This is a genomic window from Streptomyces sp. DSM 41931, assembly GCF_050271085.1.
Taxonomy (GTDB): domain Bacteria; phylum Actinomycetota; class Actinomycetes; order Streptomycetales; family Streptomycetaceae; genus Streptomyces; species Streptomyces albogriseolus.
In genome coordinates this window covers 6,315,249-6,333,127 of the sequence record NZ_CP189902.1, presented here as the reverse complement: position 1 = coordinate 6,333,127, position 17,879 = coordinate 6,315,249, and the positions used below count along the sequence as shown (strand labels likewise).

The 17,879-nt window shown below is 73.2% G+C and carries 18 protein-coding genes, 1 pseudogene and 1 riboswitch; of the genes and pseudogenes, 4 read left to right on the top strand and 15 right to left on the bottom strand.

The genetic code is table 11. The features are described from left to right. Positions 1–120 precede the first annotated feature (120 nt). Positions 121–846 (top strand): hypothetical protein, encoded by a 726-nt coding sequence (locus tag ACP7TJ_RS28950; protein WP_093767318.1) that lies wholly within the window; start codon positions 121–123, stop codon positions 844–846. Between the two features lie 48 nt (positions 847–894). Then, positions 895–1,812, top strand: coding sequence for a transketolase family protein (locus tag ACP7TJ_RS28945; RefSeq protein ID WP_093767317.1), 918 nt, complete (start codon positions 895–897; stop codon positions 1,810–1,812). A gap of 131 nt (positions 1,813–1,943) precedes the next feature. Here ACP7TJ_RS28945 and ACP7TJ_RS28940 read toward each other — a convergent pair whose 3' ends face one another. From ACP7TJ_RS28940 to ACP7TJ_RS28890, 11 genes are all read right to left on the bottom strand, one after another. After that, the gene (locus ACP7TJ_RS28940) at positions 1,944–2,303 is read right to left on the bottom strand and encodes an MmcQ/YjbR family DNA-binding protein (RefSeq protein WP_320587761.1); all 360 of its coding nucleotides are present in this window, start codon (positions 2,301–2,303) and stop codon (positions 1,944–1,946) included. Between the two features lie 107 nt (positions 2,304–2,410). After that, positions 2,411–2,905 (bottom strand): GNAT family N-acetyltransferase, encoded by a 495-nt coding sequence (locus ACP7TJ_RS28935; RefSeq protein ID WP_367472696.1) that lies wholly within the window; start codon positions 2,903–2,905, stop codon positions 2,411–2,413. A 35-nt stretch (positions 2,906–2,940) separates the two neighbouring features. Beyond that, a complete protein-coding gene (locus ACP7TJ_RS28930; RefSeq protein ID WP_189909693.1) occupies positions 2,941–3,519 on the bottom strand; it encodes a helix-turn-helix domain-containing protein in 579 nt (192 codons plus the stop codon). A 43-nt stretch (positions 3,520–3,562) separates the two neighbouring features. Then, a complete protein-coding gene (locus ACP7TJ_RS28925) occupies positions 3,563–4,468 on the bottom strand; it encodes a LysR family transcriptional regulator (RefSeq protein WP_367494410.1) in 906 nt (301 codons plus the stop codon). 36 nt (positions 4,469–4,504) lie between these two features. Continuing rightward, complete coding sequence (locus tag ACP7TJ_RS28920; protein WP_266550790.1) at positions 4,505–5,704, bottom strand: glycine C-acetyltransferase; 1,200 nt, start codon at positions 5,702–5,704, stop codon at positions 4,505–4,507. A 27-nt stretch (positions 5,705–5,731) separates the two neighbouring features. Then, positions 5,732–6,763, bottom strand: a complete 1,032-nt coding sequence (gene tdh / locus ACP7TJ_RS28915) for an L-threonine 3-dehydrogenase (RefSeq protein ID WP_093767313.1) — start codon at positions 6,761–6,763, stop codon at positions 5,732–5,734. A 183-nt stretch (positions 6,764–6,946) separates the two neighbouring features. Further along, positions 6,947–7,522, bottom strand: coding sequence for a GAF domain-containing protein (locus ACP7TJ_RS28910; protein ID WP_093767312.1), 576 nt, complete (start codon positions 7,520–7,522; stop codon positions 6,947–6,949). 59 nt (positions 7,523–7,581) lie between these two features. Next, on the bottom strand, positions 7,582–8,211 hold the full coding sequence (locus ACP7TJ_RS28905) for a GTP-binding protein (RefSeq protein WP_167744448.1): 630 nt from the start codon (positions 8,209–8,211) through the stop codon (positions 7,582–7,584). Then, positions 8,189–8,560, bottom strand: coding sequence for a DUF742 domain-containing protein (locus ACP7TJ_RS28900; RefSeq protein ID WP_093767310.1), 372 nt, complete (start codon positions 8,558–8,560; stop codon positions 8,189–8,191). The genes ACP7TJ_RS28905 and ACP7TJ_RS28900 overlap by 23 nt, the downstream gene beginning before the upstream one ends. A 2-nt stretch (positions 8,561–8,562) precedes the next feature. Next, complete coding sequence (locus ACP7TJ_RS28895) at positions 8,563–8,997, bottom strand: roadblock/LC7 domain-containing protein (protein ID WP_093767309.1); 435 nt, start codon at positions 8,995–8,997, stop codon at positions 8,563–8,565. A gap of 56 nt (positions 8,998–9,053) precedes the next feature. Further along, positions 9,054–11,051, bottom strand: a complete 1,998-nt coding sequence (locus ACP7TJ_RS28890; protein WP_427766469.1) for an ATP-binding protein — start codon at positions 11,049–11,051, stop codon at positions 9,054–9,056. Between the two features lie 627 nt (positions 11,052–11,678). Between ACP7TJ_RS28890 and ACP7TJ_RS28885 the strand changes: the two are divergent. Next, a pseudogene (locus ACP7TJ_RS28885) lies at positions 11,679–11,966 on the top strand (MFS transporter); the annotation flags it as partial. 34 nt (positions 11,967–12,000) lie between these two features. On the opposite strand, the gene ACP7TJ_RS28880 reads toward ACP7TJ_RS28885, so the two are convergent. The 4 genes from ACP7TJ_RS28880 to ACP7TJ_RS28865 all read right to left on the bottom strand — a co-directional run bounded on the left by ACP7TJ_RS28880 (position 12,001) and on the right by ACP7TJ_RS28865 (position 16,366). Then, the gene (locus tag ACP7TJ_RS28880; RefSeq protein WP_387790024.1) at positions 12,001–13,080 is read right to left on the bottom strand and encodes a DUF4241 domain-containing protein; all 1,080 of its coding nucleotides are present in this window, start codon (positions 13,078–13,080) and stop codon (positions 12,001–12,003) included. A gap of 77 nt (positions 13,081–13,157) precedes the next feature. Then, a complete protein-coding gene (locus ACP7TJ_RS28875) occupies positions 13,158–14,348 on the bottom strand; it encodes an MBL fold metallo-hydrolase (protein ID WP_427766466.1) in 1,191 nt (396 codons plus the stop codon). Between the two features lie 90 nt (positions 14,349–14,438). Then, complete coding sequence (locus tag ACP7TJ_RS28870; protein WP_093767305.1) at positions 14,439–15,224, bottom strand: SGNH/GDSL hydrolase family protein; 786 nt, start codon at positions 15,222–15,224, stop codon at positions 14,439–14,441. Between the two features lie 227 nt (positions 15,225–15,451). Beyond that, on the bottom strand, positions 15,452–16,366 hold the full coding sequence (locus ACP7TJ_RS28865; protein ID WP_427766462.1) for a M23 family metallopeptidase: 915 nt from the start codon (positions 16,364–16,366) through the stop codon (positions 15,452–15,454). 4 nt (positions 16,367–16,370) lie between these two features. Beyond that, positions 16,371–16,535: riboswitch (cyclic di-AMP (ydaO/yuaA leader) on the bottom strand. A gap of 543 nt (positions 16,536–17,078) precedes the next feature. On the opposite strand from ACP7TJ_RS28865, the gene ACP7TJ_RS28860 reads away from it, so the two are divergent. After that, positions 17,079–17,876, top strand: coding sequence for a tyrosine-protein phosphatase (locus tag ACP7TJ_RS28860; RefSeq protein WP_093767303.1), 798 nt, complete (start codon positions 17,079–17,081; stop codon positions 17,874–17,876). Positions 17,877–17,879 lie beyond the last annotated feature (3 nt).

The following is a 17,879-nucleotide window of genomic DNA, read 5'->3' as shown; positions in this document are numbered from 1 at the left end:
GCCGAACGCGCACGGAAACCATACCGCACTCGGGATGGTGATCGCGCATCCGTTTCCCGCGCACGACACCTCCGGATGACGCTTGACCTCAAGTTTGGTTGAGGTTGCACGATCGATGACATGACGATCACCGAGCAGCGCGCACAGAGCGCACAGAGCACACAGACGTACGGATACGCCGATCTCCCGGGCCTGATGGGGCTGATGACCGGGGACGAGAAGCACGGACCCGCCGCGACGTCCACGCTGGACGTGCTGTGGGTCCTGTACGACCGGGTGCTCCGGGTCGGGCCGGAGAGCGCCGACGATCCCGGACGGGACCGGTTCCTGCTGTCGAAGGGGCACGGGCCGATGGCGTACTACGCCGTCCTCGCCGCCAAGGGGTTCCTGCCGGTGGACTGGCTGCCCGGCTTCGGCTCCTACGACTCCCCGCTCGGCCACCACCCGGACCGGACCCTGGTGCCGGGCGCGGAGATCGGCAGCGGGTCGCTGGGGCACGGGCTGCCGATCGCGGTGGGCACGGCCCTCGGGCTGCGCGCCCAGGGGCTGCACGACCCGGCGGTGTGGACACTGATCGGGGACGCCGAACTGGACGAGGGCAGCAACCACGAGGCGATCGCCTTCGCCGGCCCCGCGGGCCTGGACCGGCTGCACACGGTCGTCGTCGACAACTCCTCGGCGTCGTACGCCCGTCCGGGCGGGATCGCCGCGCGGTTCGAGGCGGCCGGGTGGTCCGCCCGCACGGTCGACGGCCGTGACCACGAGGCGCTGTACGCCGCGTTCACCGCCCCGCACCCGGGCAGGCCGCACGTGGTCGTGGCCCGGGTCGAGCCCAAGAACGCGTGAGCGCCCCCTCCCCCTCCCGTCACCTCACTCAAGGAAAGGACGATCCCCGTGGACAGCATGCGTGATCGATTCGCCCCCGTCGTCACCCGGCTGCTGGACGAGGACCCGCGGGTCGCCGTGGTCCTCGCGGAGGTCGGCGCGGACCGCTTCGGCGAGGCGCTGCGCCGCCACCCGGACCGGGTGGTCAACGTCGGCATCCGGGAGCAGCTGCTGGTGGGCGCGGCGTCCGGGATGGCGCTGGCCGGACTGCGGCCCGTGGTGCACACCTTCGCCAGCTTCCTCGTCGAGCGGCCGTTCGAGCAGGTCAAGCTGGACCTGGGGCACCAGGACGTGGGCGCGGTGCTGGTGAGCGCCGCCGCGTCCTTCGACTGGCCCGCCGGCGGCTACACCCACATGGCGCCGGGCGACGTGGCGCTGCTCGACACCCTGGACGGGTGGACGGTGCATGTGCCGGGTCATCCGGACGAGGCCGAGACGCTGCTGCGGCACGCGGTGGCCGCCGGCGACGACAAGGTGTACGTGCGGCTGTCCCTGCAGTCCAACGCGGCCGGGCGGCCCGTGGACGGGCAGCGGTTCCTCACGGTGCGGGAGGGGCGCGCCGGGGTGGTGGTCGCGGTGGGGCCGATGCTGGACGCCGTGCTCGCGGCGACGGAGGGCCTGGACGTCACCGTCCTGTACGCCACCACCGTCCGCCCCTTCGACGCGGACGCGCTGCGCCGGGCCACCGCGACGGCGGGGACGGACGTCGTGCTGGTGGAGCCGTATCTGGCGGGGACGTCGACGGCCGCGGCGAACGACGCGCTGGCCGACGTGCCGCACCGGGTGCTGGGGCTGGGCGTGGGCAAGGCGGAACTGCGCCGCTACGGGCAGTTCGACGAGCATCTCGCGGCACACGGCCTGGACGCGCGGTCGCTGCGCGAGCGGATCACCCGGTTCACCGCCGGGGCCGTGCCCGCCGGCGTCTGAGCCTCACACCGTGGAACCGGGTACGCGCGGTGCGGCCGCCGGGACCCCCCTCCGGACCCGGCGGCCACGCGTGATCGGGATCATGCCACGGGGCACTGACAACGGGAGGGGGCCGTACGGCCCCGACACCGTCAGCCCGCCGGCGGCAGCCCCAGCCGGGGGTACGCCTCGAGGAGCCGGGGCGGGGCGGCCTGACGCCAGGAGTCGGCGAGGATGTCCCGCAGTTCGTCCTCGTCCTCCAGCGCCGCGAGCCGGACCCGCACCCACGCGAACTGCGCCTCGTGGTCCGCGATCCAGAATTTCTCCGGCTCGGCGAGGGCCAGTTCGTCCCGCTCCTCCTTGGGGCAGCGCACGGCGATCGACGTCTCGTCCTCCGGCAGGGTGGCGAACATCTTCCCCGCGACCCGGAACGTGGGCATGCTCCAGGCGGTCTTCTCCGTCGTGTCCGGCAGGGACAGGGCGATCCGTCGTACGTCTTCGGCATCCGGCATGGCAGGCACGGTAGCCTCCGGCACCGACAATCGGACGTTCGGTGTCCTGCTCTCCCGTTTTCGGGGGCTCCGCCCCCGGGCCCCCGTTCGCGCAGTTCCTCGCGCCCCTAAAGGCGCGTTGCCGCCAGGCGCTTGTAATAGATCGTCGTGGGCCGCAGCACCCCGCCCGGGTTCGCCGCGTAGTCGGGGATCGCGCCCACCTCGGTCCAGCCGGACGTGCGGTACAGGTGCTCGGCGGGGCTGCCGGTCTCGGTGTCCAGGTGCAGCAGGGTGATGCCGTCCGCGGCCGCCGCCTCCTCCGCGACCGCCAGCAGCCGGCGGCCGAGGCCCTTCCCGCGGGCCGTGCGGCGCACCATCAGCTTCACCAGCTCGGCGCGGTGCGCGCTGTTCGGCTTGTCGGCGGGCAGGGCGAGGCTCACGGTGCCCAGCACCCGGCCGGGTTCCTCGTACGCCGTCCATACCGTGAGGCGGCCGGCGGCGACGGCCGCGCACCGCTCCGTCCACCAGGCGACGGCGGCGGCGCGGTCGAGCGGGGCGAGGAAGCCGACGGACGCGCCGCCGTCCACGGTGTCGGTCAGCAGGTCGGCCAGCGCGCCGGTCATCTCCACCAGCCGGGCGGCGGAGGGGCGTTCGACGTTCACGGGCGCACCACCGCCAGCACGTAGCGGACGTCGTCGGGGCCGGGGCAGCGGAAGCGGGTGGGGCCCCAGACGCGCAGCCGGAGGCAGTCGCCCTCGTCGAGGCGGTGCTCGGTGTCGCCGACGGTGACGGCGAGGGCGCCGTCGAGCACCCAGATGTGCTGCTCCAGACCGGGGACGGGCGGCCGGTCGTAGGGGATGTCCGCGCCGGCGGTGAGGCGGCCCTCGACGAGTTCGCCGCGCAGTCCCGCGTGCGGCGGGGACACGGAGCGGCGGACGAAGCCGGAGGCCCTGTCCTGCCACACCGGCTGGTCGGCGGCGCGCACGACCGGCGCCGGTTCCGCCTCGATCTCGCTGAGCAGCTGGGACATGGTGCGGCCGTAGACGGCGCAGAGGCGGTTCAGCAGGGAGGCGGTGGGGCTGGTCTCGGCCCGCTCGGCCCGGGACAGCGTGGACCGGCTGACACCGCTGCGCTCCGCCAGCTCCCCCAGGGACCAGCCGTGTTCGGCCCGCAGTTCGGCCAGCCGCGCGCCGAGGCGCACGTCGACGGGATCGGGGGCCGCCTCCTGCTGTTTCATATGCGGGACGATATCCCGGATATGAGCGGCACGGAAGGGGTGCTCAGGCGTCCTCGGCCGCCGCGCCGAGCGCGTCCAGCACCGGGCGGATCAGCGGATGCCCCTCCGCGCCCCGGCGCACGGCGGCGAACACCCGCCGTGTGGGCGCCACCCCGTCCACGGGGCGCACCACCACGCCCGCGAGGTCCATTCCCCGCAGGGCCGACCGGGGCACGAGGGCGACACCCACGTCGGCGGAGGCGAGGGCGACGACCGCGCGGAAGTCGTCCGAGGAGTGCTCGAGACGTGGCTGGAACCCGGCGTTCTCACAGGCCAGCACCACCACGTCATGGCAGGGGTTGCCGGGGTACGGGCCGATCCAGGGGTCCTTCGCCAGCTCCGCGAGCGGCACCTCGGGGCCGTCGGCCAGCCGGTGGGTGACGGGGACGACCGCGTCGAACGGCTCGGCGTAGAGCGGGACATGGGTGAGGCGCGGGTCGTCGGCGGGCGGCGCCCCGCGGTACTCGACGGCCACGGCGACGTCGACCTGCCGGTCCAGGACCATCGGGAGGCTCGCGTCGCCCTCGGCGTCCTGCACCCGGATGCGGATGCCGGGCGCCGAGGCGGCGAGCCGGGCCACGGCCGGCGCCACGACCTGCGCGATGCCGGTGGCGAAGGCGGCCACCGTGACGGTGCCGGCCTCCCCCGCCCCGTACGCGGCCAGCTCGGCCTCGGCCCGCTCGAGCTGGGCGAGGACCGCGTGGGTGTGGCTGAGAAGGATCTCCCCGGCCGGGGTCAGCCGTACGCCCTTGGCGCCGCGCTCGACCAGGCGGTGGCCGGTCTCCTGCTCCAGCGCGGTGAGCTGCTGGGAGACGGCCGAGGGGGTGAGGTAGAGCGCGGCGGCCGCCGCGGTGACCGTGCGATGGTCCGCCACCGCACGGAGGATGTGGAGCCGCCGCGCTTCGATCATGGGATCGATTGTCTCAAATGCAGCGGTGCGCGACGGTCAGGCGTCGAGCTCCGCACGGGCCGCGACGAAGGCGTCGACGGCGCGGTTCACGTCGTCCGTGGAGTGCGCCGCCGAGAGCTGCACGCGGATGCGGGCCTGGTCCTGCGGCACCACCGGGTAGGAGAACCCGATCACGTAGACGCCGCGCTCCAGCAGCAGCTCCGCCATGCGGCCCGCGCGGGCCGCGTCACCGATCATCACGGGGGCGATGGCATGGTCGCCGGGGAGGATGTCGAAGCCCTCCTCGGTCATCCGGCGGCGGAACAGGGCCGTGTTCCCGGCCAGGCGCACACGCAGGTCGTCGGCCGACTCCAGCAGGTCGAGGACCTTCAGCGAGGCGGCGGCGATGACCGGGGCGAGCGTGTTGGAGAACAGGTACGGACGGGAGCGCTGGCGCAGCAGCGCGACGATCTCGGCGCGGGCGGCGACGTAGCCGCCGGAGGCGCCGCCGAGGGCCTTGCCGAGCGTGCCGGTGATGATGTCGACGCGGTCCATCACCCCGTGCAGTTCGGGGGTGCCGCGGCCGCCGGGGCCGACGAAGCCGACGGCGTGCGAGTCGTCGACCATGACCATGGCGCCGTGCCGGTCGGCGAGGTCGCAGATCTCGTCCAGCGGGGCGACGTAGCCGTCCATGGAGAAGACGCCGTCGGTGACGATCAGCGTGCGGCGGGCGCCGCCCTCGGCGGCCTCCTTCAGCTGGCGCTCCAGGTCGGCCATGTCGCGGTTGGCGTAGCGGAAGCGGCGGGCCTTGGACAGCCGGATGCCGTCGATGATCGACGCGTGGTTCAGCGCGTCGGAGATGACCGCGTCCTCCGGGCCGAGCAGCGTCTCGAACACGCCGCCGTTGGCGTCGAAGCAGGAGGAGTAGAGGATCGTGTCCTCCTGGCCGAGGAACGCCGACAGCCGCGCCTCCAGCTCCTTGTGCACCTCCTGGGTGCCGCAGATGAAGCGGACGGACGCCATGCCGTAGCCCCAGCGGTCCAGCGCCTCGTGGGCGGCGGCGATCACCTCGGGGTGGTCGGCGAGGCCCAGGTAGTTGTTGGCGCAGAAGTTGAGGACCTCACCGGGGCGGCCGCCGGCGGTGACGTTCACGGTGGCGGACTGCGGGGTGCCGATGACGCGCTCGGGCTTGTGCAGGCCGGCGGCGCGGATCTCGTCGAGGGTGGCGCGCAGGTCGTCGCGCACGGAGTCGAACATCGCAAAGCTCCTTGGAAGGCAGATGACTTACGCGGTCCAGTCGAGGATGACCTTGCCGCCCTTGCCGCCGGCGGCGTCCTCGAAGGCGGCCTCGAAGTCGCGGTAGGAGTAGCGGCCGGTGATCACCGGGGCGAGGTCGAGACCGCCCTCCAGCAGCACCGACATGGCGTACCAGGTCTCGAACATCTCGCGGCCGTAGATGCCCTTGATGGTGATCATCGAGGTGACGACGCGGGCCCAGTCGACCGGGAACTCCTCGGCGGGCAGTCCCAGCATGGCGATGCGGCCGCCGTGCGTCATGTTGGCGATCATGTCGCGCATCGCCTCGGGGCGGCCGGACATCTCCAGGCCGATGTCGAAGCCCTCGCGCAGTCCGAGGGTGTGCTGCCCGTCGGCGATGGTCGACTCGGACACGTTCAGCGCCAGGGTCGCGCCGATCTTGCGGGCGAGCTCCAGGCGCTCCTCGCTGACGTCGGTGATGACGACGTTGCGCGCGCCGGCGTGCCGGGCCACCGCCGCGGCCATCAGGCCGATCGGTCCGGCGCCGGTGATCAGGACGTCCTCGCCGACGAGCGGGAAGGACAGCGCGGTGTGCACGGCGTTGCCGAACGGGTCGAAGATCGCGGCGACGTCCAGGTCGACGGGAACGCGGTGCACCCAGACGTTCGTCGCGGGGAGCACGACGTACTCGGCGAACGCGCCGTCGCGTCCCACGCCGAGGCCGATCGTGGCACGGCACAGGTGGCGGCGGCCGGCCAGGCAGTTGCGGCACTTGCCGCACACCAGGTGGCCCTCGCCGCTGACCCGGTCACCGGGCTTGATGTCGTCGGGGACGTCCCGGCCGGTCTCCACGACCTCGCCGACGAACTCGTGCCCGAGAACCAGCGGGGTGTCGATGGTCTGCTGCGCCCAGCCGTCCCAGTTACGGATGTGCAGGTCGGTGCCGCAGATACCGGTGCGCTCCACCTTGATCAGCACATCGCCGGGTCCGACGGCGGGCTCCGGGACGTCCATGAGCCACAGCCCGGGCTCCGCCTTCTCCTTGACCAGCGCCTTCAACGCTACGGCTCCTGAGGGTGAGTCCCGGGTGCGGGCATGCCGAGGCGGCCCGGTCCGGGAAGAGGAGTGGAATCGACTGCAATCTGCCGTACAACACCCTCACCGGTCCATCGAGGATTTCTTAAGCGCGGCCACAGCTTTGCTTCACGCGTCACCCGTCCGGGCGCGGGCGCGCGCCTCTCCTCACAGCGGCAGCCCGTCCCTCTCCCTGCGCTCCAGCCGCGCGGCGAGCTCCGCGGCCTGTGCCTTGATGGCGGCGAGGCCGGGCTGCCCCCAGCCGCGCGGCCGTACGTCGCTGACCGCGACGGTGCCGAGCACCATGCCGGTGCCGTCGGTGAGCGGCGCGCCCATGTAGGAGCGCACGCCGAACTCGTCCACCACCGCGTTGCACGCGAAGCGCGGGTAGTCGGTCACGTCCTCCAGCACCAGCGCCCTGCCGCGGGCGATCACGTGCGGGCAGAAGCCGTGGTCGCGGGGCAGCACCCGGCCCAGCAGGGCGCCGGTGCCGTCGCCGCGGAGGACGGGGGCGACGCTCGGGGTGTGCAGACCCGCGAAGAACTGCCCGTGCTCGCCGGGGAAGTTGACCACGGCGTACGGCGCCGCGGTGAGCTCGGCGAGGCCGCGGGCGAAGGCGTCCAGCTCGGGATCGGGGTGCTCCCCGAGTCCCAGCCCGCGCAGCCTGCGGGTGCGCTCCGGCGCCTGCCGGTCCTCCGGGGTGAGCAGCAGCCGACCGGCCGGGCGGGGCGGGTCGTAGCTCATGGGCGAGCTCCCGGGGCGTGGGCGAAGTTCATGGACGGGCTCCGTGGGGTGTGCGGGGATCACATGGGGGCGCCATACCCCGTGGGCGTGGCGGGGGTGTGCGCGAGGAGGTGGCGGACGAGGGTGAGCAGGGTCTGCACGCCGGAGCTGGAGATCCGGGCGTCGCAGTGGACGACGGGCACGTGGCCGGGGAGGTCGAGGGCGGCCCGCACCTCCTCGGGGTCGTAGCGGTACGCGCCGTCGAACTCGTTGACGGCCACGATGAATCCGAGGCCGCGCTGCTCGAAGAAGTCGACCGCGGCGAAGCACTCCTCCAGACGCCGGGTGTCGGCGAGGATGACCGCGCCGAGCGCGCCCTCGCACAGCTCGTCCCACATGAACCAGAAGCGTTCCTGGCCGGGTGTGCCGAACAGGTAGAGCACGTGTTCGCGGTCGAGGGTGATGCGGCCGAAGTCCATGGCCACGGTGGTCTCGACCTTGTTCTCGATGCCGTCGAGTCTGTCGGTGGCGGCGCTGACGGTGGTCAGCAGTTCCTCCGTGCTGAGCGGCGCGATCTCGCTGACGGCGCCGACGAAGGTGGTCTTGCCGACCCCGAACCCGCCCGCCACCAGGATCTTGAGGGCGGTCGGGAACAGGTCGTCGCCGTGCCCGGCGCCGTCGGCCCGGTCAGAGCTGTCGTCGTAGTCCATCGAGCACTGCCTCCAGAAGGGCCCGGTCCGTGGGGTTGTGGTGGAACGCGGGGGGTTTGTCGGTCAGCGCCCCGCAGTCGACGAGGTCCGCGAGCAGCACCTTGGTGACGGCCACCGGCAGCCCGAGATGGGCGGCGACCTCGGCGACCGGGACGGGGGCGCGGCACAGGTCGAGGGCCTGCGCATGCTCGGGGCCGAGGTAGCCGAGCGGGGTGGCGCCGGTGGCCCGCACCTGCGACATCAGGTCGAGGGCGACGGTCGGCCGGGTCCGGCCGTTGCTGACCGTGAAGGGGCGCACCAGCCGGCCGGCCGCGTCGTCGAGCCACGGTCCGTCACCGGCCGCCTGCACGCTCAAGGCCTCATCGCCGGGGGCTCGACGCCCTGCTGCCGGGGAGCGGTCATCAGATACGGCCGGACGGACTTGACCAGCATCGCCATCTCGTAACCGAGCACCGCCGCGTCGGCCTCCCGGCCGGCCGTCACGGCGAGGCAGGTGCCCGATCCGGCGGTGGTGACGAACAGCAGCGTCGAGTCGAGCTCGACGACGACCTGCCGGACGTCGCCGCCGTCGCCGAAGCGGATGCCGGCGCTGCGGCCGAGGGAGTACAGGCCGGAGGCGAGGGCGGCCATGTGGTCGGCGGCGTCCGGGTCGAGGCCGTGGACGGACTTCACCAGTCCGTCGCAGGACAGCAGGACGGCGCTCCGGGTGTGCGGCACACGTTGCACGAGGCCGCTCATCAGCCAGTCGAGGTCGGATACCTGGGCGGTCGGGGCGTCGCTCGCCATGGTGGATCGACTCCTTGGGGTACGAAGGTCTGCGGGAGCGCTGGGGGTGGGGGTGGTCATCCGGCGGACGCGCTCCCGTCGTGCCGGGCGGTGTGGTCGGTACGGGGTGCGGGCACGGCCGGCCGCGCGGGCGCGGGGGACTCCGGCTGGGACTCCGCGAGGCTGATGCCCCGCTGGAAGGCGGCCATCAGCTGAGGGTCGTGGCCGGCGACGTGCTCGCTGTCCTGCCGGGGCGCGGGTCCGTCGCGCAGCTGCGGCGCGATGTGCTCCTGGGCGCGGCGGCGGGGCAGTCCGGGCTTGCCCATGGTGCCGCGCACCGGGGTGGTGCGGGGGACGAGCGGGGTGGGCCGGGGGTCCTCGGCCGCGGCGGTCCCGTCCTGCCCGTCGTGCGCGGTGGGTCCGCCGTGTGCGGCGTGCCCGGTGCGCCCTGTGTGGTGGACGCCGGGTACGGCCTCGGCGGGGGTCGGACGGGCGGTACGGGTGCCGCGCAGGGGCAGCGGCGGGGGCACGGCGCCGTTGCCGGGGGACGCGGCCGGGATCCGGGCGGGGTGGGCGGCGGGGATCAGAGGGGACGCGGGGGTGCCGTCGGCGGGGGTGTGCGCGGGGGCGGTGCTCCCGGCGGCCGTGTTCCCCGCGGCGGAGGCGTCCGTGGCCGTGTTCGTCGGGGCGTGCGCCGGCGCGTCCGCCCGCGTGTCCACGGGGCCGGAGAGGGCCGGCGTGTGACGCCCCGTCGGCCCCGCGCCGGTGCCCGCCACGGGCAGCACCGCGGCCGTCCCCGGCGCCCCGGTCACCGCGGCCGGTTCCCCGCCGAGCAGGGACTGCGGCACCACCAGCACGGCCTGCACACCGCCGTAGATGTTGGTCTGGAGCCGGACGTGGATGCCGTGCCGCCGGGCGAGCTGGGAGACCACGAACAGGCCGATCCGGCCGTCGGCCAGCAGGCTGGCGACCTGCACCTGGTCGGGGTCGGCGAGCAGCGCGTTCATCCGGTCCTGCTCGCCGACGGGCATCCCGAGGCCGCGGTCCTCGACCTCGACGGCCAGTCCGGAGGTGACCAGGTTCGCCCGGAGGAGGACCTGGGTGTGCGGGGCGGAGAACACCGTGGCGTTCTCGACGAGTTCGGCGAGCAGGTGGATGACGTCCGCGACCGCGTGCCCGCGCAGGGTGCCGTCGACCGGCGGCACGAGCTTGACCCGCGAGTACTGCTCGACCTCGGCGACCGCCGAGCGCAGCACCTCGGTCATGGGCACCGGGTTGCTCCACTGCCGGCGCGAGACGGCCCCGCCGAGCACGGCGAGGTTCTCCGCGTGGCGGCGGATGCGGGTGGCGAGGTGGTCGACGTGGAAGAGCCCCTTGAGCAGGTCGGGGTCCTCCATCTCGTTCTCCAGCTCGTCGAGGATGGAGATCTCGCGGTGGACGAGGGACTGCAGCCGCCGGGCGAGGTTGACGAACACCTCGAGCTTCTGTTCGCTGCCCGCCTGGCTGGAGAGCCGCGCCGCCTGCACCACGGCGGTGACCGCGCCGTCGTGGGCGCGGGCGAGGTCGGCGGAGAGCTGGTCGAACTCGTCGCCTTCGCCGCCGTGTTCGGTGCGCCGGCCGCACGGGGGCGGCGGCTCGCCGTTGCGCAGCGCCTCGACGAGGGCGTGCAGGTCGGCCTCGCGCCGTGCCGTGCCACGGCGCAGGACGTCCACGCGGTCGCGCACGGAGCGGGCCGCGCGCTCGGCGGCCACGGCGGCGATGACGATGCCGGCGAGGGCCACGACGGTGGCGCCGCCGAGCACCGTCCACAGCGCACCGGTGGGCCGCGTCCCGCTGGAGCGGACGGTGAACAGCACGGCGGCGCAGGCGCTCAGGGCCACCGCGACGGGCGGCAGCACGGCGAGCCGGAGCAGCTGGGACCGTAGGGGCGACTCGGGCAGGCGGGGCGCGGTCCGGGCGGGCGGACGTCCGTGCCGTCCGCCCTCGCGCCGCTCCGGCCGGGAGGCGGTGCCGTCGCGGCGGGCGCCGGGGCCGGGGGCTGTCGGGGCGGCGCCGCTCCGGGGGGTACGGGCCACGACCGTGGCGCCGACCGTCCCCGGGTGTCGGGGCTCCTCGCCCCGTCGGCTCCCTCGTCCGCCTTGTGGCTGCACGTACCGGTCCCCGCTCCCTGATCCCGATCCCTACGACGCGGCCCTCGGCGCGAGGCGTCCTGCGACATGAGCCGTCGCGAGCCGTCACGCCGGACGACCGACACTCACCGTAGTCGTCACCGCATCATGTGCGGTGGGCAGTTGACAAACTCGTGCGGACAGCATCGCGCTCTGGTATGAGACGTCGTACGACAGACCGATAACCGTCCGGCCGCATGCGACAGAAGTGACCGCGAGGCGATCAACGCCGGTCAGAAGCGGTCGCATGAGCGTTCGGGGCGCGAGGGTGCGAAGAGGGCGCGAGCCGGACGGGGTGCGCCCACGCAGGCACCTTCCGCCCTGGAAGGGCCTGAAGAACGACCTCCCCTTCCGGCCAGAACATCACGCTCCGTAGTAACGGAGGGGGGTCGGCGATCCCGTCAGACGCGAGGCGCCGGCGGGGAGCGGCACGCAAAGCGGACCATCCTCGCGGTGGCGTTCGCCTACTTCTTCGAGTTCGCGGACATCAACACCTTCGCCATCACGGCGCCGGTGGTGCGCGAGCAGTGGGGCGCCGACGTGTACGCCTACGCCCCCGAGCTGTACGGCACGGAGGGCCGCTCGCTGGGCACGAGCGTCGCCTACGGCCTGGGCCGGCTGTCGAACGCGGTGGGCCCGCTGATGATCGCCGGCGTCTACAACGGCGTCGGCTACCAGGCGGTGTTCATGGTCATCGCCGGCACCTGGACGCTGGGCGCGCTGGTCCTGGCGGTGTTCGGCCCGGCGACGCGACGGCGCCGGCTGGCCGCGGAGGCAGCGGCGGCCGGGACCGGAGCGAAGTCGGTCACGGCTACGCCTTGAGCACGGGTGTGACAGAGGAGCGGCGGGGCGGTTTCTACGCGGGCGCGGGTCCGGTTCCGCCGGGGAGGTGCTTCTCCTCGTCGGACGGAAAGAGCCGGAAGTCGACCACGACGCAGCCGGCCTGCCCGTCCTCGGTGCGGCCGATCCAGACGGGGTAGGACCCGTCGCCCCAGCCGGCGCTGAAGGCGATGAGGTTCGGCCCGGTCTGCGTGCCGGGCAGTTCGACGCTGGGGCGGTCGGCGAAGGAGAGGGGGAGGAACACCTCCTCGTCCAGCCCTTCTTCGTCCACCGTCCGGGTCGCGTCCATGAAGGCCACGGTGCCGGTGTCGACGCCGACCCCATAGAACTGGCCCTCGCCGAGCAGCTCCGGGTCCTCGTCCGGGCGGAGGGCCATCTCCCACGCGTGGGGCGGGGTGTCCAGGAGCGTCACCTTGGCCGCGGCGACCGTGAGCCAGGGCGTCCTGCGCAGGAGCGACAGCGTGACCGGATACTCGCCCGGTGGCACGGCGACGGTCCGCGGGTCGCTGACCCAGCCGGGGTCCGAGACCGCCAGCCGCCCCGACGTGATGCGCAGCAGACCGGCGTCGCCGAGCTCGAGGACGGCCGGCCCGTCCGGGGTGTCGCGCGCGCCGGGTCTGAACAGGTGCTCGATGTCGGTGGCGCGCAGCGGCCCCGCCCCTTCGTCCACCGACACGTCGTTCAGGACCACGGTCGTGGCGGGCTCGTGGCCCTGCTGGGCGAGGACGGGGGCGAACACCTGCCAGTCGCCGAACTCCGGTGCGGGGCAGGAGATCTTCTCGACGGCCGTGGGCTCTGCGTCACCCTCGGTCAGTCGGGTGTTCCGGTGGGCCAGCAGCATCCCTGTGCCGATCGGCTTGAAGTCGATCATCCGCGCGCGCCGGGCCGCGTCGTCGAACAGGTACACGCGCCACATTCCGCGCGGCCATCGCTCGGCCATGGCCAGCGGGCGCTCCCGCGAGGACAGCAGCACCGCGTACGGCATCCCGGCCGCATGTCTGCGGGCCGCGAGCGCGCTCGGTATCGGGTCCGGGTGGTCCGGCCCCTCATGGGAACCCCACATGTCGCCGTACGACACATCAAGACTGTCGATCATCACGGTCGGCAGTCTGGCACCGGGGTCTGACAATCAGGGCCTGTTCCGTCTCCCCGGGCTCGTCCCCGGGCGACGGGTCAGCGGTCGCCCGCGAGGTCGAGGTCGCCGCTGTGGGTCTCCTCGCTCCGCGACGGGCCGCCGGTGTTCCACACGCGCGGGACGGGCCGGGTGAGCGGGCGCCACCAGGGCTCGGTGGGCAGCTCCCCGCCCGGCTCGAAGGGGGCGCCCGGCCGCGGGAAGGCGACGGCCTGCCGCGCCTCCTCGGCCGCGTCCTTCATCCACTCCCCCGGCTCCGCCCACGCGTGCGGGGCGAGGTTGAAGGTGCCCCAGTGGATGGGCAGCAGCACACCGCCCGGGTCGCCGCCCTGGAGGTCGAGATGGGAGCGCACGCCTTCCTCGGGCGTCATGTGGATGTCCGGCCAGAACTCCGAGTAGGCGCCGACCTGGATCATCGTCGCGTCGAACGGGCCGTGGGCGGCGCCGATGTCGCGGAAGCCCTCGAAGTAGCCGGTGTCGCCGCTGTGGTAGATCCGGTACCGCTCGCCGGCGACCGCCCAGGAGGCCCACAGGGTGTGCTGGGTGTTGCGCAGGCCACGCCCGCAGAAGTGGCGGGCCGGGGTCGCGGTCAGGGTGAGGCCGCCGACCCGCGTCGCCTCCTGCCAGTCCAGCTCGCGCAGCCGGTCCGCGGAGACGCCCCAGCGCTCCAGATGGGCGCCCACGCCGAGGGGCACGGCGAACACGGTGTCCGTGCCGGCCAGTTCCTTGATCGTCGGCATGTCCAGGTGGTCGTAGTGGTCGTGGGAGATCACCACGACGTCCACCGGGCCGAGCGCGGCCAGCGGCAGCGGCACGGGGTGCAGCCGCTTCGGTCCGGCGAAGGGGAACGGCGAGCAGCGCTCACCCCACACGGGGTCGAACAGCACCCGGTGCCCGTCGATCTCCGCGAGCACGCTGGAGTGGCCCATCCACGTCAGGCGCAGACCGGTCGCGGGCGGGCGGGTCAGGTCGGCGAGGGTGGTGGGGTGGACCGGGATCGCGCCCTTGGGGGCGCGGCGGGAGCGGGCGTCCTTGTCCAGGAACTGCCTGGCGATGTCCCGTCCCGACCCGGAGGGGCGCAGCCGGGCCGGCCCGCCCGGGTTCTGGAACACGCCGTTCGCGAAGTGCGGGGACCTGCGGATGCGCGCCATGCGCTCACCGGTCGGCTCCGCGCCGAAGGCCGGCGGCCGCAGGGCACTCAGCCCCGCCCCGGGGGCGGAAGAAGCGGCCACGGTACCTCCAGTGGGAATCGATCGAGGATTCCATTATGTGCGGCGGCTCCGGCGCCGGGGGCGGTTGTGGAAACCGCCCCCGGCGCGGACTCAGGCGACCGCCGCGATCCGCGAGCGGATGTCCTCCGGGGACAGCGTCCCCTTCGCCGTCACGTGGTCGCCCGAGGACTCGCCGCGGAGGCGGCGGCCGATCCACGGGACCAGGTACTCGCGGGCCCATTGGACGTCGTCCCGGCGGATGTCCAGGGTGCCGCGCGGCGGGAGCGGGGGCCACGGCTGCTCCGGGTCGGCGGGCACCCTCAGGCCGAGGGCGAGGCCCGCGCGCAGCGCGACGCGGGTGTGGCCCTCGGGCGAGAGGTGCAGCCGGTCGGTGTCCCACGCCCTGCGGTCCTGCACGCTGCGCAGCGACCACAGGTCCAGCACCGGGCAGCCGTACCGGTCCGCGACGGCCCTGACGTGCCCGTTGTACGTGGCGATCTTGCCGCGCAGATGCTTGAGCAGCGGGACGCCACGGGTGTCGAACCCGGTGGTCACCAGGACCGTGCCCGCGGCCGCGGCGAGCTGGGCGATCGCCTTCTCGAAGCGCTCGGCCACCTCGTCCGGGTCGGTGCCCGGGCGCAGGATGTCGTTGCCGCCCGCGCAGAAGGAGACCAGGTCGGGGGCGAGTTCGACGGCCCGGGGGACCTGGTCGGCCACGATCTGGTCCAGCAGCTTGCCGCGCACCGCGAGATTGACGTACCGGAAGTCGCCCTCGGGTCTGCGGTCCGCGAGCAGAACGGCGAGCCGGTCGGCCCAGCCGACGAACGCCCCGTCGGGGCCGGGGTCGCCGACGCCCTCGGTGAAGCTGTCCCCCACCGCCACGTACGACCCGATCACTGTTGCCTTGTCACTCTTCGAATCGTCTGCCACAGCCGGACATGATTCACCTTCGGATGTGACCTACGCGACCGTAGGCGAGGGTTGACGCACGGTGAGATAAGCCACGTCAAGGTTTGGCCAAGCCCGGAATAGGTACGGCCCCGGGCCCGGACACACCGGAGGCCGGGCCCCGTGGATCGGGGTCCGGCCTTCGGCGCGCGTGTCAGGAAGGGTGCCGCGAGGGGTCAGATGGAGACACCCTTGGAGCGGAGGTACGAGACCGGGTCCACGTCCGAGCCGTAGTCCGGGCCGGTGCGGATCTCGAAGTGGAGGTGCGGGCCGGTCACGTTGCCGGTCGCACCGGAGAGACCGACCTGCTGGCCGGCGCTCACCGTCTGGCCCGCCGAGACGGACAGCGAGGACAGGTGGGCGTACTGGGCGTAGTGGCCGTCGTTCAGCTGGATGACGACCTGGTTGCCGTACGCGCCGCCCCAGCCGGCGGAGACGACGGTGCCGGCGCCGACGGCCTTCAGGGAGGTGCCGGTCGGGACGCTGAAGTCGACACCGGTGTGGTAGCCGCTGGACCACATGCTGCCGGCCACCTTGTAGGCGGTGCCGAGGCCGCCGCCGGGCACCGGGGAGGTGAAGCCGGAGGACGGGGCGGTCTGGGCGGACGCCTCGTCGGAGGAGGACTCCTCGGCCGCCTGCTGCACGGGCTTCTCGGCCTTGGGCGCGGCGGGCTTGGCGGCCTGCGGCGAAGCGGACTGCTTCGGCGCGCTCTTGGCGGCGGCCTTGCCGTCGACGGAGAGCTTCAGACCCGGGTGGATGAGCGACGGGTCGTCACCGACGGCCTCGCGGTTGTCCGCGTAGAGCTGCTTCCAGCCACCGTCGACGTGCTCGGCCTCGGCGATCTTGGCGAGGTAGTCGCCGGCCTTCACGGTGTAGGTGCGGGTGTCGTCGCCCTTGTCGGCCTTGGCCTGCTGGCCGGTGACGGAAAGCGACTGGACCGACGTCGCGGGGGCCGACTGCGGCGTGGCGGCGTGCGCGCCGGTGGCGCCGAGGAACGGCAGGGCGAGAGCGGCGCCACCGGTTCCGGCGACGGCGATGGAGCGGGTGAGACGCTGAGCCTTGGTACGGCGGTGCTTACCCTTCGCGGGCATGACGAATTCCTCTCCGGCGCCTACGAGGTGAGCTGTCGGGTGCGGACTGGAGATGTCCGGCCGCGTTGCTGCGCGGCTTAACCCCAAGCCTGTGTCCGGGGTCCGGAACAGGCAGTTGTACCTGTGGGTCCCCCGCTCCTGCCGTACGTCGGGTCAGTGTGTGCGGGCTCCGGGCGGCGGCAGGATTAGGCGTCCGTCCGGATCGGTTGGGAACGTAAGCGACCTCGACGCGGCGAAACAAGCGCGGGTTTCCGCGAACCCTCTTTTTCCGTGATCGAAAGGGGGAAATGACGTCACCGTGCGTCGATCCCGTCAGCGACTCGTCGGTGAATTCCCTTGCCGCGGAGGGGAATTACGTGAACATGGCGACAGCACACGGTCACCGATATGACGATGCTCACGCGACCCTTCCTCAAACACCGCTCTAACAGGGCACGTTATCCCCAAGCGCCCTAAACGGACAGAACGCTTTAATCACCCGAAGTCCGGCGGAGCGGTCGGTGCATTCGCGACATCCCGATCTCGCCCACGATCGCCAGACGGGCGCCTCGCGCGATTCAACGCGATCACACATAATCCAACATCACTCGCGGTGGCCGAGCCCCGTCGAACCGCCCTGTGGACAACTCATTGCCCCAGGCAGGCATGTCGTATCGTCGAGTGGTGCCCGTCGACGAGCCGCGGCGACGGCGCGGAGTGGGAGGAGCCGTCCGTGACGCAGGAGATCCCGTCGACCGAGCCCCAGCTGACCGGGGTGCGCAACTTCCGCGACGTGGGCGGGCTGCCCACGGTGGACGGCCGGCGGGTGCGGCAGGGGGTGCTGTTCCGCAGCGGCCACCTCGCCCACGCCACCGCCGAGGACGCCGCCTTCCTGGCCTCGCTCGGCCTGCACACCGTGTTCGACTTCCGCAACGCGGCCGACCAGAGGCTGGAGGGGCCGGACGTCGAGCTGCCGGGCGTGCGCAACGTCAACCTGCCGCTGAGCGACCCGGCCGACGGCGCGGAGTTCTGGAAGATGGTGCGCGACGGCGACCTGGACCAGCTGCGCGCGATCCTCGCCGACGGCCAGGGCGCCGACCGGATGATCACCTCGTACCGCATGATCGTCAAGGAGCGCACCGCCGAGCACTCCCGGGTGCTGCGCGCGCTCGCCGAGGACAACGTGCCCGCGCTGATGCACTGCGCGGCCGGCAAGGACCGCGCGGGCCTCTCGGTGGCGGTGACCCTGCTCGCCGTGGGCGTGGAGCGCGACGCGATCGTCGAGGACTACCTGAAGTCCAACGCCAAGCACCGCCGCTACAAGGTGCGCCGCAGCGGCAGCTCCCCCGACGCCTACTCCCCCGAGGTCATGGAGCTGCTCAGCCCGCTCTTCGACGCGCGCGAGGAGTATCTGGCGGCCGCCTTCGAGACGGTCGAGGAGACGTGGGGCGGCGTGGACACCTACCTGGAGCAGGGGCTCGGGCTCACGCCGGCCCACCGGGAGCGGCTGCGCGAGCGTCTGCTCGACTGACGT

Bases quoted from the DNA above. Each gene is read 5' to 3' on its own strand.
- ACP7TJ_RS28950 (WP_093767318.1), top strand. From the start codon at position 121: ATGACGATCACCGAGCAGCGCGCACAGAGCGCACAGAGCACACAGACG.
- ACP7TJ_RS28940 (WP_320587761.1), bottom strand. From the start codon at position 2,303: ATGCCGGATGCCGAAGACGTACGACGGATCGCCCTGTCCCTGCCGGAC.
- ACP7TJ_RS28935 (WP_367472696.1), bottom strand. From the start codon at position 2,905: ATGACCGGCGCGCTGGCCGACCTGCTGACCGACACCGTGGACGGCGGC.
- ACP7TJ_RS28930 (WP_189909693.1), bottom strand. From the start codon at position 3,519: ATGAAACAGCAGGAGGCGGCCCCCGATCCCGTCGACGTGCGCCTCGGC.
- ACP7TJ_RS28925 (WP_367494410.1), bottom strand. From the start codon at position 4,468: ATGATCGAAGCGCGGCGGCTCCACATCCTCCGTGCGGTGGCGGACCAT.
- ACP7TJ_RS28920 (WP_266550790.1), bottom strand. From the start codon at position 5,704: ATGTTCGACTCCGTGCGCGACGACCTGCGCGCCACCCTCGACGAGATC.
- ACP7TJ_RS28910 (WP_093767312.1), bottom strand. From the start codon at position 7,522: ATGAGCTACGACCCGCCCCGCCCGGCCGGTCGGCTGCTGCTCACCCCG.
- ACP7TJ_RS28905 (WP_167744448.1), bottom strand. From the start codon at position 8,211: ATGGACTACGACGACAGCTCTGACCGGGCCGACGGCGCCGGGCACGGC.
- ACP7TJ_RS28895 (WP_093767309.1), bottom strand. From the start codon at position 8,997: ATGGCGAGCGACGCCCCGACCGCCCAGGTATCCGACCTCGACTGGCTG.
- ACP7TJ_RS28880 (WP_387790024.1), bottom strand. From the start codon at position 13,080: ATGATCGACAGTCTTGATGTGTCGTACGGCGACATGTGGGGTTCCCAT.
- ACP7TJ_RS28865 (WP_427766462.1), bottom strand. From the start codon at position 16,366: ATGCCCGCGAAGGGTAAGCACCGCCGTACCAAGGCTCAGCGTCTCACC.